This window comes from Arthrobacter sp. C9C5 (assembly GCF_013359735.1).
In the GTDB taxonomy this organism is placed as follows: domain Bacteria; phylum Actinomycetota; class Actinomycetes; order Actinomycetales; family Micrococcaceae; genus Arthrobacter.
In genome coordinates this window covers 117,326-141,799 of record NZ_JABFMX010000003.1, presented here as the reverse complement: position 1 = coordinate 141,799, position 24,474 = coordinate 117,326, and the positions used below count along the sequence as shown (strand labels likewise).

The window sequence follows — 24,474 nt, the reverse complement described above, 5'->3', positions numbered from 1 at the left end:
CATGCTCGTGCTCGTCATCAACTCAGGCTCGTCCTCGCTCAAGTACCAGGTCCGCGACGTCGAAGCGGGCAGTGTGCTCGCGGAGGGGCTGGTCGAGAAGATCGGGATGGGCAACGGCGGTGACGGCGACGGTCAGATCGAGGGCCCCCGCGACCACGCGGAGGCACTGGAACAGGTGGACGGGGCGATCCACGAGGCACTGGGTGACCGGCCGCTCGACGCCGTGGGGCACCGCGTGGTGCACGGCGGGGAGCGCTTCGCCGAGCCCGTGCTGGTCAACAACGAGATTACCCGCGCCATCGAGCGGCTGAACCCGCTGGCGCCGCTGCACAACCCGGCGAACGTGCTGGGCATCCGCGCGATCGCGAAGAAGTGGCCGGAACTGCCGCAGGTGGCCGTCTTCGATACCGCCTTCCACCGCACCCTGCCCGAGCACGCCTGGCGCTACGCCGTGCCGGACGAGCTCTACACGAACCACGGCATCCGGCGCTACGGCTTCCACGGCACCTCGCACGAGTACGTCGCGCACCGGGCGGCCGCGCTGCTGGACGTCCCGGTGGACGAATTCGACGCCGTGATCGCCCACCTGGGCAACGGGGCCTCGGTCACCGCCATCCGCGGCGGCGCATCCATTGACACCTCGATGGGCTTCACCCCGCTCGAAGGCCTCGTGATGGGCACCCGCTCCGGCGACCTGGACCCCTCGATCCTGGTCTTCCTGGCCCGGGCCGGCTGGTCCGCCGAAGATCTCGATTCCATGCTCAACCGCCAGTCCGGGCTCAAGGGCCTCGCCGGGAACAACGACATGCGCTCCGTCGTCGAGGCGGCCGAAGCCGGGGACGCCAAGTCCGCCATGGCCCTCTCGGTGGCCTCCTACCGGCTGTCCAAATACATCGGCGGCTACCACGTGGCCGTCGGCGGCGCGAAGGCCCTGGTCTTCACCGCCGGGATCGGCGAAAACTCGTACCAGTTCCGGAGCCTCGTCACGGAACGGCTGGGGGCACTCGGCGTGGAGCTCGACGCCGGGCTGAACCGTGAGCGGTCCAAGGAACCCCGGGTGATTTCAACGCCCGAGTCCGCCCTGCCGGTGCTGGTGGTGCCCACCGACGAGGAACGCGCGATCGCGGAGGCGACCGCCGCCGTCGTCGCCCGCTCATCGGTTGCTCCGTAGCCGCCCTACTGGCGGCCCAAAACGGCGCTGCTGGGCCCACGCCGGCAGGGTTCCCTGACCGAGCTTGCGAGGGGAGGGGGCCGGCGGGGAGCAATCGACGGGGAACGGGTCCTAGGCTGGGGACATGACCGAACCGAACCTGCCCTTCCGGCTGCCCCTCCGCACCCAGCGGCTGGTGCTGCGCCGCTTCGAAGCGGGCGACCTGGACGCCTTCCACGCCTACCACTCGCTGCCCGAAACCGCGCGCTTCCTGCCGCGGGAAGCCAAGAGCTACACCCAATCGATGGAGTACGTCGGCAAATACGCCAACTTCGAATTCGAGAAGGAGGGCGACTGGGTGGCCTTGGCCATCGAGGCCGCGGACTCGCCCGGGCTGCTGGGCGAGGTGGTGCTCAAGTGGCTGCCCGGCCGGGGCCAGGCCGAGGTGGGCTGGAGCCTGGCTCCGGAGGCCCGCGGGAAAGGGTATGCGGCGGAGGCTGCCGCCGCGATGCTGAAGCTGGGCTTCGAGGACCTTGGCTTCCACCGGATCGACGCCAAGCTGGATGCCTTGAACACCGCCTCCGCGGCCCTGTGCGAGCGCCTCGGCATGCGGCTGGAATCCACCCAGGTGGACAAATGGCACTACAAGGGCCAGTGGGCCACCGAGGTGGTGTACGCGATCCTCGCCGAGGAATGGCAGGCCCGGCAGCCGCGGTAGGTGCCCGCGGGGGACGGGGGCGCGGGCCTGAGGCGTACGTTCCTGCCCGGTTGCCCCGGTGCGCAGCCTGCTTTGGCGCCGCCAGGGCCCGGAATCTCCCGGTTTCCACCCGACATCCAGGGTTCAGGCAGCGGCTAACTGGGCTGGAGCGCCACAACACGGTAGGCATCACACGCCTGACGTCCCGCTGAGACTGTCCAGCCAGGAGGTCCGCAGCGGCGGCCCGCGGCGCGTCCTCTGGAACGTGGCGGACGTCGGCGGAGATGCCACGACCTCGGTGAATTGCCAAAGATGGCCGCTATGAGAGTTCCATAGCGGCCATCTTCGGCAAACGGACACGTGCACAGCGCCCCGCCCTGGCCTGCAGTCCCGGGGCCCCGCTCCGGCACCGCCGGCAGCTTCGGATAAGGCCCCGGACCCTACGGTGCGGGCGGGGCGGTGGAACGGCGGCCGACAACTCCCGACGGCGGACTATGGGGCCGGCGGAGCCGACGTCGTCGTGGCCGGCGAGGCGGTGTCCTCGGCGGGACCCGGCGCAGTGGCCGGCTCGGTGGCGCTTTCCACAGGCTGGCTGGGCTCCGGGGCGAGCGTGGCGTCCGGCGCGGGTGCGACGGTTCCACCCGGGGTGGGCTGGTCCGTGGTGCCTGGCGACGGCGACGGTGTGGCCCCGGGGGTGGCCCCCGGCGGAGCCGTTGCCGGAGCCGTTGCCGGCGCCGTCGGCGTCCCGGCACCGCCCGGGGTGGCGCTGGGGTCCGTTCGGACGATCTCCATGATCTGTTCCTTGAATCCGCTCAATTTGCCCTGGATCTCGGAGAGCGGGACGTTCTGCAGGTTCCGGGCGTACTCCGCGATCTGCTGCCACAGCGCGTTGAGCCTGGACATTCCGTCCGGGCTCAGCGGCCCGTCCAGTGTGAGGACCAACTGGCTGGCCAGGGCGTAGGTGAGGCACCGGAGGCAGTTGTAGTTGGCTGCGGCCGAGAGGTTCTCCGGCACGACTACGTCCGCCTGCCCCACAATCAGCACTACCTGGAAGCCCACCGCGACCGCGGCGCAGTCCTTGCAGCTGGCGTAGGCGTAGGCTTCGTTCCGGTTCCGGACGTCGTCCCCGTCCTCGGCCCAGACCAGCGCGAAGGCGACGTCGTAGACCACCGAGCCGTCTGTGGTGTTAACCGCCAGCGACTGGTTGCCGCCCTCTTCGGGCGCGGCCGGCTTGTCGAAGGGGAACACCCAGGACGGCGCAGCCGTGGTGTTGCCGGATCCGCCGGCCGGGGCAGACCCTTCCCGGGGTACCAGCACCATGCTCAGCTGCGGGTCCTCGCGGGTGGGCTTCTTCGCACCGGCAGGCCAGAGCGCCACGGTACGGCCGGCCTGGCCCTCCTTCATCCCCTTGGTCGAGGCGGCGGGAAATACAGCCGTGGTGATGTCGCTGAGGGTGCCGCGTTCGTAGGGCTGGACCGGGCGGTAGCTCTCGGCGCCCGGCCACCAGGCCCAGGCGAGGCCCGCTGTGACAGCTGCGATGGCGGCCATGGCGACGCCGCGCTGCAGCGCCTTGCCGCGGGTCCGCTTCCAGAGGCCGGTCACGAACTGCCGCCCCAGGCGCAGCAGGATATAAAAGATGCCCAGGACCGGCAGCGCAATGCAGATGATCGCAAGCACCCGCACGGCAGCATCGACAAAGTCGCCCGAGGCGGCGCTGTGCGAGAGCATGGCCTGCTGCTTCCAACCGTTGTCCCAAGCGGTGCCGAGGATCCGCGGCAGGGTAAGCACCATGGTGACCATGCTGAAGAGCAGCAAGGGCACGGTGATGAGCACCCAAACGGTGACCACGGCCCGGGCCCAGGGCTTGAGGAGCTGGGCCTCGGGATCTGTCTTGCGCCAGGGGACCAGGGCCAGCAGGGTCGGTTTGATCCGCTGGAAGAGGTCCGGGACTCCGGTGGCGTCGGCGAGGATGTGGTAGCCGTCGAAGCGGACCATCGGCATCAGCTGCCGGACCATCTGCAGGATCTGGGTGACCACCACCAGCAGCAGCGCGTCGAAGCCGGTGGCCCACCAGACACCCATGATGGCCACGGCCACGATCGCGTTGAAGTACAGGCCGCCCAGGTCGGTGCGGATCCGGCCGGGGCGGCCCAGCCGGTACGAATCCGTGACGTCGGTGTAGAACGCCGGCCACATCAGGTACAGGCCGGTGCCCATGGCGCCCGGCGTGGCCCCGCCGCGGCGGGCCGCGGCGGCATGCCCGAATTCGTGGAAGCCGGCTGACAGCACCGTGACCAGCAGGATCAGCAGCACCAGACCCGGATTGGCAAAGGCCTCATGGGTGGCGGAGGCGAGCCCCTTGACCATCAGCACCCACCAGCAGGTCGCTAGGAAGGCGGCGGTCACGGCCACGACGATCAGCGGGTTGAAGAGTGTGGCGAACGGCGCGGTGAGTTTCCGCGTGCGTTCCGGGTCCGTCACGGAGTAACGGAAGCGCATGCCCAGGAGCGGGTTGGACTTCTTGACTTCGGGTTGCGAGCCGTCGGCCAGCCGGAGTAGGCCCAGGGGGAGCAGTTGGGAGTCGATCAGCGTGTGGACGTTTCCCGCATTGACTGGCTTGCCGTAGGCGCTGCCGGCGTGCTGCGCGATCTCCTCCAGGCTGCGGCGGCCGTCGATGGCCTCAAGCACCAAGTAGAGCAGGCGTGTCAGCTGGATCGTCTGGCCGTCGGCACGCCGGACCAGCGACGGGGCCTGCTTGTAGCCCGAGCCCTTGGTCTCGCCGATCAGCTGGACGCCGTCGGCCAGCGCCGGGGGCGGCAGGGTGCCGGCAGCCGCGGACGACGCCGGGTTGCCGGCAGCCGCGCCGGCGGCTGCGCTGCGAGCAGCAGACAGGGCCGGAGGGCCGTCCTGCTCGGACGGCCCTCCGTGAACAGTGCTCATCTAGGTTCTACTGCTTCAGGTCGGACTGCTGATCGGCCGAAGCCGTGGCATCGCCATGGATGTCCTGGTTGATGATGGCATCCTGCTGGGCGACGGCGAACGCGTTGCTGTCGATCGAGCCGATGTTGGCGCCGACGGCAGCGTCGATCGGCGCGGCTACGTTGGCGTTGGCGGCCACCGCGCCGTTGATGGGGGCTGCAATGCCTGCATTGGCGTCCAGGTTCACGTCGACGTTGAGCAGGTTGCCGTTCAAGGCGCCTGCGGCGCCGGCGGTCCCGGCCACATCCGTCGCGTCGCCCAGGTCCGGGGCCGTGCCGTCGGGCAGGATTCCGCCCGTAGCGTCGGCTGGGACAGCACCGGCGTCCACCCCGGCGGCGAGGTCGGCGGCGGCCGGATCCGTGGCGGCGGGCGCAGCAGCCGGATCAGCCGTGGTCCCGGCGTCGGTGGCGTTGCCCTGGTCAAGGACGCTGTCCTGGGTGGAGTCTGCCGTGGCATCACCCGTGACGCCCTGGTTGATGATGGTGCCCTGGTCGGCGAGAGCCTGGGACTCGGAACCGAACGAGAGGACGTTGGCCGAAGCCGCCGCATCAATCGGGGCGGCAACGTTGGCGTTGGCTGCGACGCCGAGGTCGATCGGCGCGGCGGCCTCGATGCCCAGGTTCAGGTCGGCGTTCAGATCCAGGACCGAGGCAACTTCCTTGTCCGGCAGGGCGGTGGCGCCCTCGGCCATCAGTTCCTCGTCGGACAGCCCACTCATAGCTTGTTCAGTACTCACGATTGACTACTCCAGTTCCGGCACGGTTTCCTGCTGCCCCCAGTGAGCAGTGTCTCCACCGACGTGCCTAGTGCAGGTCAATAGTAAGCATGATGATCAAATTTGGGTATACGTCCGGCTGGATATTCCGTCGTTTGCTCCGTAACGGCCCTTTTGAGGGCTCGAAAGGGCCGTTACGGAGCAATCGGTGGGGGAGGGAGACGCCTACTTCAGTCCGGCGCCGGGCAGCAGTTCCGTGGCGCCGAGGGAGTCCGCGACGAAGGCGTAGTCCCAGGCGCGCTCCTTCCACTGCACGTAGCGGCCGGAAGCGCCGCCGTGGCCGCCCTCCATCTCGATCTTCATCACGATCGGCTCGCTTCCGGTGTTCACCTCGCGCAGCCGCTGCACCCACTTGGCAGGCTCCACGTAGAGCACCCGAGTGTCATTAAACGAGGTGACGGCCGCGATCTTGGGGTACGCCGCCGCCCGGACGTTTTCGTACGGCGTGTAGGACTTCATGTAGGCGTACACGTCCGGGTCCGTGATCGGGTTTCCCCATTCCTCCCACTCCAGCGCCGAGAGCGGCAGCTCCGGGTCCAGGATGGTGGTCAGGGCGTCCACGAACGGGACGGCCGCGACAATCGCCGCGTACTTTTCCGGCGCAAGGTTGGCCACGGCGCCCATCAGCAGGCCGCCGGCGGAGCCTCCCATCGCCGCAATCCGGGCCGGGTCCACCCAGCCGGATCCGGCGAGCCAGTCGGTGGCCGCAATGAAGTCGGTGAAGGTGTTCTTCTTGTGCAGCTTCTTGCCGTCGTCATACCAGTGCCGGCCCAGCTCGCCGCCGCCGCGGACGTGCGCGATCACGAACACGATGCCGCGGTCCAGCAGCGAGAGCCGGGGAATGCCGAAGCCCGGATCCATGCTCAGTTCGTAGGAGCCGTAGCCGTAGACCAGCCCGGCCGCCGTCGAATCGCGGGCCACCGAGGCGTGCCGGAGCACCGAGAGCGGGATGCGGGTCCCGTCGGACGCCACCGCCCATTCCCGGGTCGCGACGTAGTCGGCGGACGAGTAGCCGCCCAGCACCGGGCTTTCCTTGCGCAGCAACAGCTCGCCGGCGGGCAGTTCCGCCGTCGGCAGCACAAAATCGTAGACCCGCGACGGCGTGAAGTAGGAGGTGTAGCCCATCCGGATCACGGGGGCCTCGTAGTCGGAGCCGGCCACCCCGGCGGTGTACAGCTCCTCGTCGAAGGCCGGCTCCACGGGTGCGCCCTGGTCCGGGGTGCCGAGGCCCGCCAGCGGGAGGACCTGCACCCGTTCGATCGTGTCCTTGCGGATGGACAGCACGAGGTGGGTGGATGTGACCCCGGCGCCGTTGACGCGCACCTGGTCGGAATGCGCGACGACGGTCCGCCAGTGCTGCTCGGCGGCCGGCTTGGCGAGTTCGGCCGGGTCCACCAGGGAGACCATCGAGTTGATGGCGTCCTTGTTGTGGGTCAGCAGGATGGTTTCGGACTTGCCGCCGTCCGCGCCGGCCAGCAGGAACGGTTCGGCCTCGTACAGGATGCGCTCGTCGCGGGAAATCACGGTTGTCAGGCCGGCGTCGGGGTCATCGAAGCGCAGCAGGCGGGTTTCGCTGAACTCGGAGCAGCCGATGCCCAGGACCAGGTGCCGCCGGTCCGCGGAGAGCTCGAAGCCGAGCCACATGGCGACGTCGTCCTCCTGGTAGATGACCTCGTCCTCCCTGACGGGCGTGCCCAGCACGTGGGACTTCACCTGGTACGGGCGCCAGGACGCGTCCACCACGGTGTAGAAGATCCGGCTGCCGTCGGGGGAGAAGGAGATGCCGTAGAAGACGTTCTCGATCACGTCCGGCAGCAGTTCGCCGCTGCGGAGGTCCTTGATGCGCAGGGTGAACCGCTCGTCGCCGGCGTTGTCCACGGCGTAGGCATACAGGTTCCCGTCAATGGTGACCGCGGAGCCGCCGACGGCGAAGAACGGTTTGCCTTCGGCCTCCACGTTGCCGTCCAGGAGCACTTCCTCGCCCGGGATTTCGACGCCGACCTCGACGGCGGGGGGAGTCCAGTCCGCCACGCGGTCGCCGCTGTCCTGCGCGCGGACGCGGCACTGGATGCCGTATTCCTTGCCCTCGACCGAGCGGGTGTAGTACCACCAGCCGTCCTTGCGGTTCGGCACGGAGAGGTCGGTTTCCTGGGTGCGTCCCTTGATTTCCTGGAAGATTGCCTCGCGCAGCGGTTCCTGGTGGGCGGTCACAGCTTCCTGGTAGGCGTTTTCGGCCTTCAGGAGTTCCACGACCTCGGCGGATTCCTTGTCGCGCAGCCACTCGTAGTCGTCCTCGAACACGTCGCCGTGGTGGGTGCGGGGGGCGGGGACCTTCTTGGCGACGGGGGGCTGCGGGGAAGGCTGCACGGGAGTCTGCGTCATGGACCCAATATATAGAGCCGTGCTGCTGCCGGCGCGGGGCGTTCGCTACCGGGAGAGCGGCGCAGCAAATTCCCGCCCCCGGCCGGGGGCGATTTCGGCACCGGGCTTCCTTGTCACGCCGGTGTTGGCGTTCCGAAGCCCCGCCTGCTCATGACGCCCCAGTCCTTGCTGCCCCGGGCGTAGCGCCAGAGCCCCAGCAGCCGCCAGTAGACGGTGAGCTGGCGGTAGCCGATTCCCTCCACGACGCTCCAGAACAGCAACAGCAACAGGTCCGACCACCGGTGGTAGCGCCGGTAGGTCAGTTCCTCCAGCACCATGACGGTCACGTTCAACAGCACGCCCCAGCCGTACGCCACCGCCAGGAACAACAGCGCGAACGTCAGGTCGACCGCGCCGAGCATCAAACCCAGCGGCACCGCAATCACCCCCAGCGCCTCGACTACGGGTCCCAGCAGCTCCACCACCACGTAGTAGGGATAGACCACCAGGCCCAGGGCCCGGTACCGCGGATTGAGCAATACGCCCCGGTGCCGGCGCAGGACGTCGGTCAGGCCCCGGTGCCAGCGGTCGCGCTGGCGTCCGAGCACGCGCAGGGACTCCGGTACCTCCGTCCACGCCACCGGGTCCGGGACAAAGTCCACCCTGCTCGCGGTCCCGCGGTCTTGTCCCTGCCGCCGCAGATCGGCGATGAGCTCCATGTCCTCACCCACCGTGTCATGGACGTACCCGCCCACGTCCAGCACGGATGCCCGGCGGAACAGGCCGAAGGCGCCGGAAATGATCAGGTTCCCGCCCAGATTGTTCCAGCCCAGCCGTCCGAACAGGAACGAGCGGAGGTATTCCACGGCCTGGCAGCCTGCCAGCAGCCCCCGGGGAACCCGCGCATCCAGAACCCGCCCGTTGGCCACCTGGGAACCGTTGGCAACGCGGATGGTGCCGCCGGCGGCCACGACGTTCTCGTCGGTCAGGAACGGACGGACGATCCGCAGCAACGCGTCGGGCTCGATGAGCGTGTCCGCGTCGATGGCGCACACAAGTTCTCCGGTGGCGCAGTTCAGCCCGGCGTTGAGCGCGTCGGCTTTCCCGCCATTCTCCTTGTCCACCACCAGCAACTGCGGATGGACCTTTGAGCGGTAGAGGCCGCGGATGGGCTGGGACTGCACCTGGTTGCGGAAGATCGGGTGGATCGGGTACAGCTCGAAGGTGCGGATCAGCACGTCCAGGGTCGAGTCCGCCGAACCGTCGTTGATGAGCACCACCTCCAGCGCCGGGTACTGGAGCATCAGCAGCGCGTGGACACTTTCGGCCACGTTGGCTTCTTCGTTGTAGGCGGGCGCGAGGGCGCTGATTGTCGGTGTCACTGCGGAGCCGAGCAGGCCGACCCGGTCCTCTTCCCAGGTCCGGTGCCGGTGCCGGCGCATGGCGGCCGTGGCGCTCACCAGCAACGCTGTCTGGCAGCCATTCACCACGATGAAATAGGCGAACACCGCCCAGGCGAAACCGGCCAGGACCGTGGTGACGAGATCGGAGATCATCTGCGCTCTTTGCCGTTCGTTGCGAAAACTGCCAATGTGGTCCCGGTCCCGGTCCCGGTCCCGGTCCCGCTTTCCGTGCCGGTCCCAGTCCCGCCGCGGTCCAGCACCTGCCGGGCCATGTCCTGCGCGAACCGGTCCGTGCTATGAAGTGCCCGCTGAAGGTACAGCTGACCCGGGCCGCCGAGCCGGTCGAGCGCAAGACCGGCCGCGCGGCGGACTTCCCAGGCCGGATCCCCCAGCAGTTCGGCCAGCAGGGGCGAGCTGGGCCAGTGGCCCAGTCCGCCGAGGCCGGCCGCGGCTGTGGCCCGTACGGCAGGGGCGGGGTCAGTCAGGAAACCTTCCAGCCCTTCGACGCCGTCGGTCCCGCCGCCGGAGGCGATCACCTGCGCGACGGCGGCCCGAACCTCAGGATCGCTGTGGTTCCGGTGCGCCAACGCCGGTCCCATCAGCGAGGAGTCGTGGACGCGGGACGCCACAAGGAGCGCCGTGGCCAGCGATGCCGGGGACTCTTCGGTCATGTGGCTTATGATGGCGGGCACTGCGTGGAGGCCCATCCGGACAAGGGTGCGGTGGGCGGTCAGCCGGCAGGCGAGGGCCTCGTCGCTCAGCATGCGGACCAGCCGGGTGGCGATCTGCGGGCTCGGCTGGTTCGCTGCCCAGGCAGCGGCCGCGCTGCGCACTTCGGCGCGGGGGTCCTCCAGCAGCGGGGGGACGGCGTCCTGGCCGGCGCCCAGGATCACCAGCAGCCGGACGCCCTTGAGCCGGCGGTGCCAACGCGTGCTGGTGCACCACCGGGCCGCGCGCTCCGTGAGCGCCGCGTAGACGGGTAGTTCCGCCAGCCGCGCCCGGCCAGCATCGTCGACGCTGCGCGTCGCTTCGGCCACTACTTCGATCGCCTTGTCCAGCGGAAGCCTGGCAAGGGCCGGACGGTCCGGGGCGCCGGCCAGGACCCGGGCCAAAGTTTGCATGTTTGCCCGCATTCCAGGCCGCAGCCGCGCAGCCCGAAGCTGCTGGAACGCCGCATGGCCAAGAATCAGGCTCAGTCCGCCACCGAGGATCCCGCCTTCGGCGAGCAGAACACAGGCTAGCAAGTCGTACAGTTGCATGTCAGCCTCCCATTGCCCGGTCCACGCGCTGCATCAGGACGGGCACGCTGAAAGGCTTGGCTACGTGGTCAAATGCCCCCAGTTTCAAGGCATTGACGATCTCCTTCTCGCTGGAATGCGCGGTCAGCATGATCACACGGGTGGCCACCAGGTTGTGGGTGACTGCCATCTGCTGCAGCAGGCCGAAACCATTGAGGACGGGGAGATCGACGTCGAGCAGGACGACGCGCGACCGCAACGCCGGTGGTCTGCCCGTCAGCTCGTCTGCTGCAGCCTGCCCGTCTGCGAAGTGCCGGAAGCGGTAGCCGCGCGTGGTCACGGCATGCCGGAGGAGGTCTGCGAGCAGCGGATCGTCTTCAACCACTACCACATCCACGTCGTATTCCGCGGCGACCGTTCCGCCCGCCGGCGTGGTGGCCCGGTCCACAGCAAGCGCACCCTCGTCCGAATCGACACGTACGCTCGCGCGGAGCACCCGAGCGCGTTCAATCCGGTTTCGGACGCGCACCGCAAGATCGGTTCCGGCGAAGGGCACGGTGACGACGTCGTCCGCGCCGGCGTCGAAGAGAGCAGCCACGGCGTCCGCATCCTGGTGTGCCGACAACAGGAGAATCGGCAGGGCAGCCCATCCGGCGTCGCTGCGGAGCACCCGGCACAGTTCGGCACCGTCGGCCCCGGGCAAACCGGTTCCGAGGATCACCAGGTCCGGTTGCGTCTCGGCCAGCACCTCCCAGAACCGCGCCGGGTCGGCGAGCGTCACCACGGCCAGGCCGGCGTCCAGCAGGGCGGCGCGCACCGGGGACTGGCTCTCCGGCACGTGATCGAGGACCAGCACAGTACTTTCGGGCGGGTGCGGAGGAGCAAGCATGCCCTGCGCCGCGGTAAGGATCTCCTCGGGGGGCGCCTCGGAACTGACTACCCCGCGGGCTCCTGTACGCGCAGCCGCGACCCGGTCGCAGGATGCGTCCGGCTGTGCCAGGGCCAGTGAGGGAACGGGAGGATCCAGCGCCGCCAGCCGGGCGATGAGCTCGTGGCTGCTGTTACCTGCACCAAGTTCAATCAGTGCCGCGACGGGAGCCGGTCCCTGTGGAAGCGCGCCGTGGGCACCGACCGCCAGGGGGAGGAAGCCGCGGTCGGTGGCGGCAGCGGCCAGCTGTTTCCGCAACCGCCGGGTGGTCACGTCAATGACTATCAGGGGTCCTGCGGCTGGGTCCCGGTGCCCGGTTCCGCCGGGAGGCTGGTCCATGTCAGGCTCCGCAGCGGGCGATGGGTCCCGGCCGAGGTCCCCGCGTAGTGCCACAATTTCGTCGGCTGCGACGAGTGTCCGGTCCAGCGGGATCCCGTGCGTCCCCGCCAGAATTCCCTCCAGCTCGCGGGCCGCCTCTGAGGCCCGCCGGAAGCCGAAGGTCCCGGCGGTGCCAGCCAGTTTGTGGGCGTCGCGTTCGGCGGCCCTGCGGTCCTCGGCGGAAAGCCGGCCCTCGATCATTGCCGCCACGCCGTCTTCAAGCACAGCCACGCGGTCCATGACTTCATCACGGTTGCTGTTCCAGATGGTCCGGATCATGGCCGCCGGATCGTTCCTGCCGGTCTCCGGCGCAGCGCCGCTCACGGCTGCCACCCCAGGGTGCCCGCAATCTGGTCACTGAGCGCCATTGGATCAAAAGGCTTCGCCAGCATCCCGGCAACGCCCAGCGAGGCGAAGCGGCTGCGGTCCGCCGGCTGTGTTTTGGCCGTCAGGAGGATAACCGGGACGTTGCATGTTTCCGGGTGCTCTTGAAGCAAGGCGAAGGTTTCCGGTCCGTCTAGTCCGGGCATCATCACGTCCAGCAGGATCGCATCCGGCGGACTGGTGCGCGCCTTCCCGAGGCCCTCCAATCCTGAGGCCGCCGTTTCGACGTCGTAGCCGCCCACCATTTCGAGCACGGTACGGGCCACCTCCCGGATGCCTTGGTCGTCGTCAATCAGCAGAATGCGCCGGGGGTGATCCATGGGCGGTCTCCTTTGCAGCTTGGGTCAGGTGGCCGAGCAACTCCATGACGTGTTGTTCAAACTCATCCGGGTTGACCCGCCCCTTGGTGAAAAACCCGGTCCTTCCGAGCCGCAGCCGTTTCCGGTCCGCCTCATCCACGTCGCGGGCGCTGTAAACTGCCAGGGGCACGCCGCGCAGTCGTGCGTCCTGGCGGAATTGGGCCACGACGGCGAAGCCGTCCTGGTCAGGGAGTTGAAGGTCGAGCACCACGAGGTCCGGGACGATGTGGGAGCACAAGGCCAATGCCTGCCGGGCCGTTGGGGCGTGGTGAACCCGGATGCCCAGCTGGCGGAATCCCTCTGCCAGAACAGCGGCCAGGCCCTGGTCATCCTCCACGAGCAGCAGCTCCGGTCCCGTCTCCCGGTTGCCGATGACCTCCTCGACTGCGCTTAGCAGCCCACCTATGTCCAGCGGTTCGTCGATCGCAGCGCCTTCAGACCTGGCGAAGACAGTGTCCCCGTCGAAGTTCAGGAAGACCACCGGAATGTCGCGGGTCTCGTGGTGGGCGCGCAGGCCAACTACGGCCTCCCAGCCGGCCACCGTGGGGGTCCTTTGTTCGAACAGAATGGCCGCGGGGTGGTGCTGGAGTGCCGCGTCGAGCAGCAGCGAGCCAGCGGTCACCTCGATCGGGTCGTAGCCGCGCGAGAGCAGCACCTCCCCGATGCGGGCACGCACCAAGGCGTCTTCGCTGCACACCACTACCATCGGTCCGCCGGTCTCCTCAGCCCCGACCTCCGGACCCGCACCGCGGGTGGCCGGGATTGTCATGGTGAAGACTGCCCCGCCGCCGGGTCCGTTCTCGGCCCAGATCCGGCCGCCGTGCTGCTCCGTGATGGTGCGGCAGATGGCCAGGCCCAGGCCCGTTCCGCCCTTGTCCCGGGCGTCGGAGCCATCCACCTGCTGGAAACGGTCGAAGATCCGTTCCAGGTCTTCGACGGGGATGCCGCGGCCCTGGTCCCGGACTCGGATTGTGAGCCCGTCCGCGTCCGAACGGACCGTCAATAGGACCTCGGAACCCGCGGGGGAGAACTTGGTCGCGTTGCTGAGCAGGTTGGTTACGGCCTGTTCGATCCGATCCGGATCCACTAGGTGCACGGCGGGCCTGGCGTCGAGCGTGAGGCGTACCCCGGCGCCGTCGGCCAGGGACCGCATTACCTCCAGGGACCTCTCCGCCAGGACGGCGACGTCGCATTCCTGTAACTCCAGGTCCACCTTGCCTGACTCAAGCCGCTCGATGTCCAGGATGTCATTGACCAGCCGGACCAGCCGGTCCGTGTTGTGGGCAGCGATGTCCACCATCCGCTTCCCCCGGGTGTTCAATTCCCCAAGCAGGCCGGCCCGCAACAGACCCAGCGCCCCGTGGATGGAGGTCAGGGGAGTCCGCAGTTCGTGGCCCACCACCGAGACGAACTCGTTCTTGGCCCGCTCCGCGGCCTGCCGTTCACTGATATCGCGGATCACGCAGCTGAACACGCGCTGTGCGCCGTCGTCGGTGGTCCACGCCGTCACCTCAGCGGGAAATTCACGGCCTGCGCGGTGAAGCATCGGCTGTTCAAAATGTTCGGTGGGCTGCCCCGCGTGGGCGGGACCGCCAGGCAGCCCGAGTAGCCGCTCGAGGGATTCCCGCTTGTCCGGCGCCGTGACCAGTGCGACCACTGGTTGCCCCATCGCCTCGGCCCGGGTCAGGCCGAATGTTTCCTCGGCCTGGACGTTCCATTCAGTGACCAGCCCATCGGCGCTGAACTGCACGTACGCGTCGCCCGCGGACTCCAGGATCCGCCGGGTCAGCTCCTGGCTCTGCTGCACCGCAGAGAGGGCAGCATGCTGCTCCGTGATGTCCACCAGGGTGCCCACAATGACGCGCGGGGCACCCGGCTCCTCGACGATTCCGCCCCTGCTGTGGACGACCATCGGAGTGCCGTCGGCGCGGCTGGACCGGCACACGAAGTCGAGGCCGCCGTTTCCCTCGGCCACCCTGGTGCAGATCTCCCGGACGCGTTGCTGGTCGTCCGGATGCACGGTCATCAGCCAGGTCTCCACGGTCTCCACACCGCTGCCGGCCATGCCATAGAGCTGGTAGAGCCCGCGCGACCACTGGACATGGTCCGTTTCAGGGTTCCATTCCCAGCTCCCCATCCGGGCGATCGTTTCGGCGGTGGAAAGGCGGCGCTCGCTGAGCCTTAGGCTACGTTCCTGTTCAAGCTGCGGCCGAAGGTCCCGCATGATTTCCGTGACGTAGTAGCCCTCGGGGAATCCGTCGTCGAGGTGCAGCCGGGACGCGACAGCCACGGGAATCGCATCTCCGGCGCGGGACCGCAAGGTGCGTTGCCCCTGCCACCGGCCGGTGCTGACGAGCGCCGGCATGTCCTCCGCATAAATCCGTAGCAGCTCCTGGGGCGGGAACATGTCCCCGATGGTCAAGGCGCTGACGTCCTCGTCCGCACCGATCCCGAGCAAGCTGCGCCCGCTGGTGTTCATCCATTGCACCTGGCCGTCAGACCGGCCCACCACAACCAGGTTAGGGCTGGCCTCCACCACGGAAACGAGCTGGTTGAGTTCCGCCTGTGCGCGGCGGCGCTGGGCCTCCAGGGCATGGTGTTCCCGCATGTCGTGGATGGTGATCACGGTGCCCTGGTATCTGCCGGCCGCTGCGAGGGGCCGGGATGAATACCCGACGGGCAGCGGCTCCTGGCCGACGCCCTCGAGGAACAGGTCACCGTGCGCCGGTGCGGCGAGGGCGACGGCGGCACATGCCCCGCACCGTTCCAGGGTTTCCTTCCCGCGCGTTCCGGGCTGTGTCCCGGCAGCCGCGGATCCTGGCGTCGGGAGGTGCCCCAGCGCCTGGTGGTGATTCCGGCCCACCAGGGCATCGGCCCGGTCGGCGCCGACCAGTTCGCACAGTGCGCGGTTCACGAAGGTGATCCGCCCGGTGCTATCAACGCCGTAGATCCCGTCCCGGGTAGCGTCGAGCACGTGCTGGACGTCCCCGCGCCCCCTCTCGGCCCCTCGCCGGGAGACGACGCCCGCCGCGCTCGCCAGGAGCCACCTGCGGAACCGGGATGTGGTGTTGGGGAGACGGCTCATCAAACGATTATGACGGAGATTTCCGCAGCGAATCACTCACGTCTGTAAATCACTTGAGGGATTTTGTTCCCTTTGAGTAAGCCCTCCACGAAATGTGACAGCTTCTTGTCACAAATGACGGCGGCGGTCAGTTGCCGTTTTGCAGTTTGTGCGCGGCCACGTAACGGTCAATCTTGTTGGCCCGCAGCGCTGCGGCTACTTCCGCGGTTGCGGCCGGGTCCTGGAGGACGATGGATTGTCCGTCATCGCTGGTGCCGACCCCCGCCGTCGGCAGCGTGAAGAACACCCCGCCGCCGGGCGGAGTGTTGCGGAAACTGAACGTAAGGCGCGCCAGTGTGTCGAGGGTCAGGGCCGGCCTTACAACGGTGCGCGGCAGCACGACGGAAGCCAGCTTGCGGGCCGTGGCACGGTTGGCCATGCTCTGCTTGACCACCTTGGCCAGCACGGCCTTGAGGAAGGTCTGCTGGTTCCGCACGCGCTGGTAGTCGCCGTCGACAAATGCTTTCCGTTCGCGGACGAAATCCAGTGCCCGGGCGCCATTGAGGCGGTTTACGCCCGCTCTAAAGGCCACGCCAGGGTCGATTGTCGAGGTGAATGGCTGCTTCAGAGTGACGTCGACGCCGCCAACGGCGTCGGTCAGTGCGGCGAAGGTCTGAAAGTCGACCATGACCGTGTGGTCGATGTGCTGGCCGAGCAGCGATTCGACAGTCCGCGTCGTCAGCGGGATTCCGCCCAGCTGCAGGCTCGCATTGATTTTCGCCTGGCCGTGACCGGGGATGGTGACCCACAGATCCCGCATCAGCGAGATTCCGTAGACCCGCTGCCGGTTCGCGGGCAGATGGATGAACACCATGGTGTCGGACCGCTGGTCGGACGCCTTGCCCGCGGCGGCCGCGCCCCGCTGGTTGACCCGGCTGTCGCTGCCGATTAGCAGGATGTTCAATGCCGTGGGCGGGGGCTCTGGCGGCGGCGTGGGAGTGGGCTTGGCAGTTGGTGTGGCGCTCGGTGCGGGGCTTTGCGCCGGGGCTGCGTTCTCCGTCCGCGGTGCCAGCAGGAACGCGGCAGCAATGCCGGCGCTCAGCAAAAGGACCAGGGCGAGCACAAGGATCCGGCGGCGCCGGCGGTTGCCCGGGGCCCGGGGTGGCGCTGCTGGAGGTTCTGCGGGTTCAGGCGTGACCATGAGCGGACGATATCACCGGCGTCCGCGCCAGGGCGCTCTCACACGGCTGTCACACGGCGCGGATCAGTTTCCGTTTTGGAACTTGTTCGCAGCGACGTACTTGTCCAGTGTGTCCGAGGCCAACGCCCGGGAGATGTCCCGGATTGCATTGGGGTCGGTCAGCACGATCGACTGGCCGTCGGCCGACGTCCCGATGCCGCCGGTCGGCAGCGCAAACATGACGGTGTTCCGCGCCCGCACATCTTTCAACTCAAGGGCGAGCCCGCCCAGCGCTGCAGCGTTCAGGGACTTGTCCACGCTGACGTAGGGGGAGATGGCGCCTACCAGGTTGCTGATGGTGACGGGGTTGGAGAGCGTTTGGCCATCGATGGACTTCTTGACCACGGCCTTCAGGTACTCCTGCTGGTTGCGGACCCGCTGGTAGTCCGCGTTGATTTTGGCCTGGCCGTGGCCGGGGATATCCACCCAGAGGTCGCGCATCACGGACATGGTGTACACGTTTTTCCGGTCGGCCGGAATGTGCACCAGCATGAGGGTATTGGCGCGCTGGTCAGTGGCCGCACCCTTCTCCGCGTCGGCCCCGGTGGCCCCGCGGCTGTCGCTGCCCATCAGCAGGATATTCAGGGGTGTGCCGGCTTGGCCCGGTTCGGGCTTCGCCTTCTGGGGTCGGGTGGACTCGTCCGGAAAGGCCTGTTCGATCTTGCTGCTATTGGAGTCAAACGTCCGGGCGAGGTAATAGAGATAGCCGCCGGCCACGACGGCGAAAAGTGCCACGACGACGGCGACCGCGATCAACACCTTGCGGCGCGGTGCCTCCCAGCCGGTTGCCGCCCGCCCGCTTCCGCGACGGAAGCCTGGCCTTCGCCGTCGAACGGGTGCGTCATCTCATCCTCCACGTGGGCCGGAACAGCGCCAAGTTTGGGCGCGACCTCCAACTTAACACCCGGGTCGCAGGCCCGGGCCGGCCGCAGCCCGCGGTGCTTGACTCCCTTCCCGCCTTCCGCATATCCTGAACGAACGGTCGGTAATTATTTATCGGAAATGCATAGGAGCAACCATGGCATCGCAGACCCTGCAGTCAGTGCCCGCCGAGCCATCGCCGGCGCGGCATGAAACGCGGCACGAAATGAGCCCGGAGGACGCGGCCCGCCGTGATGCCGAGGGGCAGGCCTACTTCGACAAAGTCATGGCGGAGGACTCCCGGATCGAACCCCGTGACTGGATGCCGGCGGCCTACCGCAAGACCCTGCTGCGCCAGATCTCACAGCATGCACACTCGGAGATCATCGGCATGCAGCCCGAGGCCAACTGGATCTCCCGCGCCCCGAGCCTCAAGCGCAAGGCCATCCTGATGGCCAAGGTCCAGGACGAGGCCGGCCACGGCCTCTACCTCTACTCCGCCGCGGAGACCCTTGGCCAGCCGCGCGATCAGATGATGCAGGACCTGATGGACGGCAAGGCCAAGTACTCCTCCATCTTCAACTACCCGGCCCGGACCTGGGCGGACATGGGCGCCATCGGCTGGATGGTCGACGGCGCTGCGATTGCCAACCAGGTGCCGCTCTGCCGGGCCTCCTTCGGCCCCTATGGCCGCGCGATGGTCCGCGTCTGCAAGGAGGAGTCCTTCCACCAGCGGCAGGGCTTCGAAATCCTGCTCGAACTCTCGAACGGCACCCCGGAGCAGAAGCAGATGGCCCAGGACGCCGTAAATCGCTGGTACGCCCCGGCCCTAATGATGTTCGGCCCGCCGGATGACGATTCCCCCAACTCCAAGCAGTCCATGGCCTGGAACATCAAGCGCTTCAGCAACGACGAACTCCGCAACCGCTTCGTCGGCATGATGATGGAGCAGGTCAAGGTCCTGGGACTCACCCTGCCGGACAAGGACATCCGTTTCAACGAAGAAACCAAGAAATGGGAGCACGGGCCGCTGGACTGGGATGAATTCCACGAAGTCCTGGCCGGCCGTGGACCGTGCAACGCCCAGCGCCTGGAACGGCGCCGCGAAGCCCACGAGAACGGCGCCTGGGTGCGCGAAGCCGCCGCGGCTTACGCAGCGAAGCAGGCTAAGAAGCAAGCAAAGGAAGTCGCATGACCACCCCCGAACCCCACGCAGGCAACGTCTGGCCCATCTGGGAAGTCTTCGTTCGCTCCAGCCGCGGCCTGTCCCACGTCCACGCCGGATCCCTGCACGCCCCGGACGCCGCGATGGCCCTGCGCAACGCGCGCGACCTGTACACCCGCCGCAATGAGGGCGTGTCCATCTGGGTGGTCCCCGCCGACGCCATCGCCTCCAGCGACCCGGATTCCAAGGGCTCCTTCTTCGAGTCGCCGCAGGGCAAGGATTACCGGCATGCGACGTACTACACCAAGAGCGAAGGCGTGAAGCACCTGTGAGCACCCCCGAAGCAACGACTGAAGCAAACGCCCACGACGGCGGCCACGGGGACATCTCCGTCGGCGTCGCCGGGGCAGGCGCCGGCGGCGACGGCATGGCCAGCGCCACCCGGATCACCCCGGGCAATGCCCTCCGCCCGGAGGACATCGCCCTGGCCGTCAGCCGCGGCACGGCCAAGCCCAGCGAAGACGCCGCCGAATTCGCCCTGCGCCTGGGCGACGACGCCCTGGTCCTGGCCCAGCGCCTGGGCCACTGGATCTCCCGCGCGCCGGAGCTCGAAGAGGACATCGCCCTGGGCAACATCGCGCTGGACCAGTTGGGCCACGCCCGCTCCTTCCTCAGCTACGCCGGAGGTCTGGACGGTAAGAGCGAGGACGATCTCGCGTACTTCCGCCGCGAGCATGAGTTCCGGTCAGTCGAGATTTTCGAGATCCCGAACGGCGACTTCGCCGTCACCATCGCCCGGCAGTTCGTCGTGAGCTATTACCAGTTCGAGCTGTACCGCCGGCTGGTCGACTCCACCGACGCCACCCTGGCCGGCATCGCGGCCAAGGCCGTCAAGGAAGTGGACTACCACCGCGACCACAGTGCCCAGTGGGTGCTGCGCCTGGCCCTCGGCACGGATGAGTCCCGCCGGCGGATGATCCACGGGTTCAAGGTCATCTGGCCCTACGTCGACGAGCTGTTCCGCGACGACGAGCTCACCCACCGCCTCAGCGAGTCCGGTGCCGCCGTCGAGCCCTCCAGCCTGCGCGCCGACTTCGACCGCCTCACCGGCGCGGTGCTCGCGGAAGCGGAACTGGAAGTCCCGCAGGTCCAGCCCGCACCCGGCGGCGGCCGCCGCGGACTCCACTCGGAACACTTGGGCTACCTCCTCTCCGAGATGCAGGTCCTGGCGCGCGAATTCCCCGGAGCGAGCTGGTAACCATGCCGGACATGTACGTCAGCCACCCCACGGCCGATTCCATGGCACCCGGGCAACAGAAGATCACAGGCCAGAAGACTGCGGATCAAAAGGCCTGGGACATCGCCGCCACGGTCTGCGACCCGGAAATCCCGGTCCTCACCATCGAGGACCTCGGGATCCTGCGCAACGTCCGGGTGACGAAGGAACCAAACGCAGACGACGGCGGCATGGTCCCCGCAGTGCAGGTCACCATCACGCCCACCTACTCGGGCTGCCCTGCCATGGACGCCATCCGCGACGACCTCGTAACCGCCTTCAACCGGGAGGGCTACCCCAGCGTCAACGTTGAGCTGGTTCTCTCCCCGGCCTGGACCACGGACTGGATGAGCGACGCCGGCAAGGTCAAGCTGGAGCAGTACGGGATCGCCCCGCCCTCCGGCCACTCCAACGCAGTGCGGCACGCCGGGCCGATCCGCCTGTCCCTCGCCGTCAAATGCCCGCAGTGTTCATCGCTGAACACCAAGGAACTCACCCGCTTCGGATCCACGTCCTGCAAGGCGCTGTACGTCTGCCAGGACTGCAAGGAACCGTTCGACTACTTCAAAGTTTTGTAAGGAACAGGTGCCTCCATGACTGTTGTCCGCCAGACCGCCGCCGAGTCGGCCGCAGCCACCGGCCGCCGTCGTGCGTCCTTCCACGCCCTGACGGTGGACGAAGTCCGCCGGCTTACCGATGACGCAATCGAGGTGACCTTCGGCGTTCCGGCTGAGCTCACCGGCCAGTTCGATTACCTCCCGGGCCAGTACGTCGCCCTGCGCACCACCCTTCCGGACGAGTCCGGCGAGCCGAAGGAAATCCGCCGCAGCTACTCGATCTGCGCCGAGCCGCGCAGCTTCGCGGACGGCAGCAGCGAGATCCGTGTGGCCATCAAGAAGGACCTCGGCGGCCTTTTCTCCACCTGGGCCAATGCCGAGCTCAAGGCCGGCGACGTCCTGGACGTGATGAGCCCGATGGGCGCCTTTGTGTCCAAGCACGGCCGCGACGGCAAGCCCGTGGAACAGAACGTCATGAACTCCATGAACCATCCGGAAGAGCTGGCGGGGGAGCCCGGTTCGTTTGTCGCGATCGCCGCCGGCTCCGGCATCACTCCCGTGATCGCGATCGCCCGGACGCTGCTCGCGGCCCACCCGGAAACCCGCTTCGACCTGATCTACGCCAACAAGGCCGCCATGGACGTGATGTTCCTGGAGGAACTCGCGGACCTGAAGGACAAATACCCTGCCCGGCTGGCGCTGCACCACGTGCTTTCGCGCGAACAGCGGATCGCCCCGCTGCTGAGCGGCCGGATCGACGCCGAGAAGCTGCAGGCGCTGCTGGGCACCGCCATCCACGCCGACGACGTCGACGAATGGTTCCTCTGCGGGCCGTTCGAGCTCGTGCAGTTGTGCCGCGATACCCTGGCGGCCCGGGGCGTAGCCCCGGAGCATGTCCGGTTTGAGCTGTTCACCTCCGGCAAGCCGGACCGCCCCGAGGGCAACATCGGCCGGCCGGTGATCGCGGACGAGTCCAAGGAGACGTACAAGATCACCTTCAAGCTCGACGGACTGCAGGGCGAGGTCGCCAGCCCCACCCACGCCCGCGAATCGATCCTCAACGCGGCCCTGCGGGTCCGCCCGGACGTCCCCTTCGCGTGCGCCGGCGGCGTCTGCGGCACCTGCCGCGCCAAGGTGGTCAGCGGCTCGGTCACCATGGATGAGAACTACGCGCTGGAGCAGGACGAACTGGACAAGGGCTACGTGCTGACCTGCCAGTCCCATCCCACCACCGCCGAAGTCACCGTCGATTTCGACGTCTAAGCCTTCACCCACCCAAGGAGCCGCATGATTTCCCTGACCATCGCCGACGGCATCGCCGAGGTTGTCCTGGACGCGCCGCAGAAGCTGAACTCGCTGGACGAGCAGGCGCTGCAGGATTTGGCACAGGCGTACGACGACGCCGCCGACGCCGCCGCGCGCGGGGAGGTGCGGGCGCTGCTGCTCCGGGGCGAGGGCCGTGCCTTCTGCGCGGGCAGGGACATCGCCGGCGTGACCCCGGAGAGCGACGACGCCCAGGCCTACCTGGGCGGACTCGTCCAGCCGTTGCTGAAGAAGATGAGTTCCTTCCCGGCACCCACCTTCGCCGCGGCGCAGGGCGCCTGCCTTGGCGTGGGGCTCGGACTGCTGCTGGCCACGGACGTGGTCTACGTCGCGGACACGGCCAAGTTCGGATCCCCCTTCGCCAAGCTCGGCGCCACGCTGGATTCCGGCGGGCACTGGTACTTCACCGAACGGCTCGGAATGCACCGCACCCTCGACCTGATCTACACCGCCGAGCTCATGAGCGGCGCCGAGGCCGTGGCGCAGGGGCTGTTCAGCCGTGCCATGCCCGCGGAGGAGCTGCTGGCGAACACCCGCGGCATCGTCGCCAGGGTGGCCACCGGTGCCACCGGGGCGTTCAACGCCAGCAAGGAGCTGGTGGCGCACATCCGCGACCAGCGGCTTGGCCTCTGGGAATCCATGGAGGAAGAGAACGTCGAGCAGGCCCGCCTCTGCAAGAGCGAGGACTACGCCGAGGGATTCCTGGCGTTCCAGGAAAAGCGGAGCCCCGTCTTCAAGGGTTAGCGGCTAGGATTCGTTCATGACATTGGGGAAATCAATCACAAAAGCCGTCATTCCTGCCGCCGGAATGGGAACACGGTTCCTGCCCGCCACGAAAGCTATGCCGAAGGAAATGCTTCCCGTGGTGGACCGGCCGGCCATCCAGTACGTCGTCGAGGAAGCTGTCAGGGCCGGCCTGGACGACATCCTGATGATCACGGGGCGCAGCAAGCGCGCCCTGGAGGACCACTTCGACCGTGAGCCCGGGCTCGAGCGGATGCTGGAGCTCAAAGGCGACACGGAGCGCCTGGCCACTGTCCACGAGGCCTCAGACCTCGGACCCATCCACTACGTACGGCAGGGCGAGGCCAAGGGCCTGGGGCACGCCGTGCTGTGCGCCAGCCAGCACGTGGGCGACGATCCGTTCGCTGTCCTCCTGGGCGATGACCTTATCGACGAGGCAGAAGACCTGCTCACCACCATGATGGAGGTGCAGCAGAAGACCGGCGGGTCCGTGATTGCCCTGATCGAGGTGGACCCCGCACAAATCAGCGCCTACGGGTGTGCGGATATCACGGCCATCGAGGGCGAGAGCTTCGTCCGGGTCAACAGCCTCGTGGAAAAACCGTCCGTCGGCGAGGCGCCGTCCAACCTGGCCGTCATCGGCCGGTACGTGCTGCATCCCTCCGTCTTCGGCGTCCTGGAGACCACCGCGCCGGGCCGCGGCGGCGAGATCCAACTGACAGATGCGCTTCAGACCCTGGCCGCCGGTGAAGGCGAGGGTTCCGGCGTGTACGGCGTGGTTTTCAAAGGCCGGCGCTACGATACCGGCGACAAGCTCAGCTACCTCAAGGCCGTCATCACCATCGCCTCTGAACGCGTTGAGTTTGGCGAAGAGCTCAAGATTTGGCTCAAGGGCTTCATTAACTAACCCGGCGCGAACGTACACTTGCGGCGCTGCAGGAAGCGCGAACGTACACTAGCGGCCCTGCAGGAAGCGCGAACGTACACTTGCGGCCCTGTGGAGCCGCCCGGGAGGGGCCCGAAATCTCCGTTCGCGCTTGGTTTAGGGGCTGGGCGGCTAGCGGGTATCCAGGTCCTCGAACACCAGGAACGTCTGCGTGTCCAGGACCCCGGGCATGGACTGCAGCTGATCGAAGATCACCCGGCGCAGGTCCACGTTGTCCACGGCGCGGACCAGCAGAATGACGTCGAAGTCACCGCCCACCAGGGCGATGTGGTGCACCTCGGGAATCGCGCGGAGCAGTTCCCGAAGCTCCCGCCAGGAATGCTGGCGCACCTTCAGGGTCACGTAGGCGGATGACTTCAGCCCGGCCTTGATCGGATCCACGAGCGCCGTGAACTTGGTGAGGACCCCCTCGCCGGTCAGCCGGGCAATCCGGGTGTACGCGTGGGCGCGCGAAATGTGGACATTCTCGGCCACCTGGGTGACGGACATCCGGCCGTCCCGGGTCAGCTCGGCGATGATGTTCCGGTCTACGTCGTCGAGCGGTACCGCCTGGTCCGCTTCCGTCTCTGCCATTTGTCTACAACCTCCGCCGGTAATCCAGCTCACATTTACGTTTTGTCTTTCAGATTAGGGCAAAATTCGGGAC

General features: G+C 67.8%; 20 protein-coding genes. 9 read left to right on the top strand and 11 right to left on the bottom strand.

The annotated features are described in order from the left end of the window. The first annotated feature begins 1 nt into the window (after position 1). Together HNO80_RS03390 and HNO80_RS03385 are read left to right on the top strand one after the other, a co-directional pair. On the top strand, positions 2-1,171 hold the full coding sequence (locus HNO80_RS03390) for an acetate kinase (protein ID WP_175321427.1): 1,170 nt from the start codon (positions 2-4) through the stop codon (positions 1,169-1,171). Positions 1,172-1,295: 124 nt separating this feature from the next. Continuing rightward, positions 1,296-1,868: a GNAT family N-acetyltransferase gene (locus HNO80_RS03385; RefSeq protein ID WP_175321426.1), complete on the top strand. Its 573-nt coding sequence runs from the start codon at positions 1,296-1,298 to the stop codon at positions 1,866-1,868. Positions 1,869-2,339: 471 nt separating this feature from the next. On the opposite strand, the gene HNO80_RS03380 is transcribed toward HNO80_RS03385, so the two are convergent. The 10 genes from HNO80_RS03380 to HNO80_RS03335 all read right to left on the bottom strand — a co-directional run bounded on the left by HNO80_RS03380 (position 2,340) and on the right by HNO80_RS03335 (position 17,715). After that, positions 2,340-4,787 carry a hypothetical protein gene (locus tag HNO80_RS03380; RefSeq protein WP_175321425.1) on the bottom strand — a complete coding sequence of 816 codons (2,448 nt, stop codon included), beginning with the start codon at positions 4,785-4,787 and terminating at the stop codon, positions 2,340-2,342. A 7-nt stretch (positions 4,788-4,794) separates the two neighbouring features. Next, positions 4,795-5,544: a peptidoglycan-binding protein gene (locus HNO80_RS03375; RefSeq protein ID WP_175321532.1), complete on the bottom strand. Its 750-nt coding sequence runs from the start codon at positions 5,542-5,544 to the stop codon at positions 4,795-4,797. A 222-nt stretch (positions 5,545-5,766) separates the two neighbouring features. Next, complete coding sequence (locus HNO80_RS03370) at positions 5,767-7,983, bottom strand: S9 family peptidase (protein ID WP_175321424.1); 2,217 nt, start codon at positions 7,981-7,983, stop codon at positions 5,767-5,769. A 113-nt stretch (positions 7,984-8,096) separates the two neighbouring features. Next, entirely contained in the window at positions 8,097-9,518 is a 1,422-nt protein-coding gene (locus HNO80_RS03365) for a glycosyltransferase family 2 protein (RefSeq protein WP_175321423.1), read from the bottom strand. Continuing rightward, positions 9,515-10,486: a HEAT repeat domain-containing protein gene (locus tag HNO80_RS03360; RefSeq protein ID WP_175321422.1), complete on the bottom strand. Its 972-nt coding sequence runs from the start codon at positions 10,484-10,486 to the stop codon at positions 9,515-9,517. The genes HNO80_RS03365 and HNO80_RS03360 overlap by 4 nt, the downstream gene beginning before the upstream one ends. A 139-nt stretch (positions 10,487-10,625) precedes the next feature. Then, a complete protein-coding gene (locus tag HNO80_RS03355; protein ID WP_175321421.1) occupies positions 10,626-12,233 on the bottom strand; it encodes a response regulator in 1,608 nt (535 codons plus the stop codon). Then, positions 12,230-12,613, bottom strand: coding sequence for a response regulator (locus tag HNO80_RS03350; protein ID WP_175321420.1), 384 nt, complete (start codon positions 12,611-12,613; stop codon positions 12,230-12,232). Before HNO80_RS03350 ends, HNO80_RS03355 begins: the two co-directional genes overlap by 4 nt. Further along, positions 12,582-15,737: a PAS domain S-box protein gene (locus HNO80_RS03345; protein WP_175321419.1), complete on the bottom strand. Its 3,156-nt coding sequence runs from the start codon at positions 15,735-15,737 to the stop codon at positions 12,582-12,584. The genes HNO80_RS03350 and HNO80_RS03345 overlap by 32 nt, the downstream gene beginning before the upstream one ends. Before the next feature lie 127 nt (positions 15,738-15,864). Further along, positions 15,865-16,917, bottom strand: coding sequence for an LCP family protein (locus tag HNO80_RS03340; RefSeq protein ID WP_217500528.1), 1,053 nt, complete (start codon positions 16,915-16,917; stop codon positions 15,865-15,867). Between the two features lie 63 nt (positions 16,918-16,980). Next, on the bottom strand, positions 16,981-17,715 hold the full coding sequence (locus HNO80_RS03335) for an LCP family protein (protein WP_175321418.1): 735 nt from the start codon (positions 17,713-17,715) through the stop codon (positions 16,981-16,983). Positions 17,716-17,974: 259 nt separating this feature from the next. On the opposite strand from HNO80_RS03335, the gene paaA reads away from it, so the two are divergent. The 7 genes from paaA to galU are packed head-to-tail and all read left to right on the top strand — an operon-like array spanning position 17,975 to position 23,789. After that, a complete protein-coding gene (gene paaA / locus HNO80_RS03330) occupies positions 17,975-19,012 on the top strand; it encodes a 1,2-phenylacetyl-CoA epoxidase subunit PaaA (RefSeq protein ID WP_175321417.1) in 1,038 nt (345 codons plus the stop codon). Next, positions 19,009-19,314: a 1,2-phenylacetyl-CoA epoxidase subunit PaaB gene (gene paaB, locus HNO80_RS03325; RefSeq protein WP_028265291.1), complete on the top strand. Its 306-nt coding sequence runs from the start codon at positions 19,009-19,011 to the stop codon at positions 19,312-19,314. The genes paaA and paaB overlap by 4 nt, the downstream gene beginning before the upstream one ends. Further along, a complete protein-coding gene (paaC, locus tag HNO80_RS03320; protein WP_349627185.1) occupies positions 19,311-20,240 on the top strand; it encodes a 1,2-phenylacetyl-CoA epoxidase subunit PaaC in 930 nt (309 codons plus the stop codon). The genes paaB and paaC overlap by 4 nt, the downstream gene beginning before the upstream one ends. Before the next feature lie 41 nt (positions 20,241-20,281). Continuing rightward, positions 20,282-20,836 carry a 1,2-phenylacetyl-CoA epoxidase subunit PaaD gene (gene paaD / locus HNO80_RS03315; protein WP_249777146.1) on the top strand — a complete coding sequence of 185 codons (555 nt, stop codon included), beginning with the start codon at positions 20,282-20,284 and terminating at the stop codon, positions 20,834-20,836. 15 nt (positions 20,837-20,851) lie between these two features. Continuing rightward, a complete protein-coding gene (gene paaE / locus HNO80_RS03310) occupies positions 20,852-22,078 on the top strand; it encodes a 1,2-phenylacetyl-CoA epoxidase subunit PaaE (protein ID WP_175321415.1) in 1,227 nt (408 codons plus the stop codon). Positions 22,079-22,102: 24 nt separating this feature from the next. Beyond that, complete coding sequence (locus tag HNO80_RS03305; protein ID WP_175321414.1) at positions 22,103-22,882, top strand: enoyl-CoA hydratase/isomerase family protein; 780 nt, start codon at positions 22,103-22,105, stop codon at positions 22,880-22,882. Between the two features lie 16 nt (positions 22,883-22,898). Next, positions 22,899-23,789 carry a UTP--glucose-1-phosphate uridylyltransferase GalU gene (galU, locus tag HNO80_RS03300; protein WP_175321413.1) on the top strand — a complete coding sequence of 297 codons (891 nt, stop codon included), beginning with the start codon at positions 22,899-22,901 and terminating at the stop codon, positions 23,787-23,789. A 150-nt stretch (positions 23,790-23,939) separates the two neighbouring features. On the opposite strand, the gene HNO80_RS03295 is transcribed toward galU, so the two are convergent. After that, positions 23,940-24,401 (bottom strand): Lrp/AsnC family transcriptional regulator, encoded by a 462-nt coding sequence (locus HNO80_RS03295; RefSeq protein WP_175321412.1) that lies wholly within the window; start codon positions 24,399-24,401, stop codon positions 23,940-23,942. Positions 24,402-24,474: the final 73 nt, after the last annotated feature.

Bases quoted from the DNA above. Each gene is read 5' to 3' on its own strand.
- paaD (WP_249777146.1), top strand. From the start codon at position 20,282: ATGGCACCCGGGCAACAGAAGATCACAGGCCAGAAGACTGCGGATCAA.
- HNO80_RS03370 (WP_175321424.1), bottom strand. From the start codon at position 7,983: ATGACGCAGACTCCCGTGCAGCCTTCCCCGCAGCCCCCCGTCGCCAAG.
- HNO80_RS03350 (WP_175321420.1), bottom strand. From the start codon at position 12,613: ATGGATCACCCCCGGCGCATTCTGCTGATTGACGACGACCAAGGCATC.
- HNO80_RS03365 (WP_175321423.1), bottom strand. From the start codon at position 9,518: ATGATCTCCGATCTCGTCACCACGGTCCTGGCCGGTTTCGCCTGGGCG.
- HNO80_RS03305 (WP_175321414.1), top strand. From the start codon at position 22,103: ATGATTTCCCTGACCATCGCCGACGGCATCGCCGAGGTTGTCCTGGAC.
- HNO80_RS03340 (WP_217500528.1), bottom strand. From the start codon at position 16,917: ATGGTCACGCCTGAACCCGCAGAACCTCCAGCAGCGCCACCCCGGGCC.
- paaB (WP_028265291.1), top strand. From the start codon at position 19,009: ATGACCACCCCCGAACCCCACGCAGGCAACGTCTGGCCCATCTGGGAA.
- HNO80_RS03380 (WP_175321425.1), bottom strand. From the start codon at position 4,787: ATGAGCACTGTTCACGGAGGGCCGTCCGAGCAGGACGGCCCTCCGGCC.
- HNO80_RS03375 (WP_175321532.1), bottom strand. From the start codon at position 5,544: ATGAGTGGGCTGTCCGACGAGGAACTGATGGCCGAGGGCGCCACCGCC.
- HNO80_RS03390 (WP_175321427.1), top strand. From the start codon at position 2: ATGCTCGTGCTCGTCATCAACTCAGGCTCGTCCTCGCTCAAGTACCAG.
- paaE (WP_175321415.1), top strand. From the start codon at position 20,852: ATGACTGTTGTCCGCCAGACCGCCGCCGAGTCGGCCGCAGCCACCGGC.
- HNO80_RS03360 (WP_175321422.1), bottom strand. From the start codon at position 10,486: ATGCAAACTTTGGCCCGGGTCCTGGCCGGCGCCCCGGACCGTCCGGCC.
- galU (WP_175321413.1), top strand. From the start codon at position 22,899: ATGACATTGGGGAAATCAATCACAAAAGCCGTCATTCCTGCCGCCGGA.
- paaA (WP_175321417.1), top strand. From the start codon at position 17,975: ATGGCATCGCAGACCCTGCAGTCAGTGCCCGCCGAGCCATCGCCGGCG.
- HNO80_RS03295 (WP_175321412.1), bottom strand. From the start codon at position 24,401: ATGGCAGAGACGGAAGCGGACCAGGCGGTACCGCTCGACGACGTAGAC.
- HNO80_RS03385 (WP_175321426.1), top strand. From the start codon at position 1,296: ATGACCGAACCGAACCTGCCCTTCCGGCTGCCCCTCCGCACCCAGCGG.
- HNO80_RS03345 (WP_175321419.1), bottom strand. From the start codon at position 15,737: ATGAGCCGTCTCCCCAACACCACATCCCGGTTCCGCAGGTGGCTCCTG.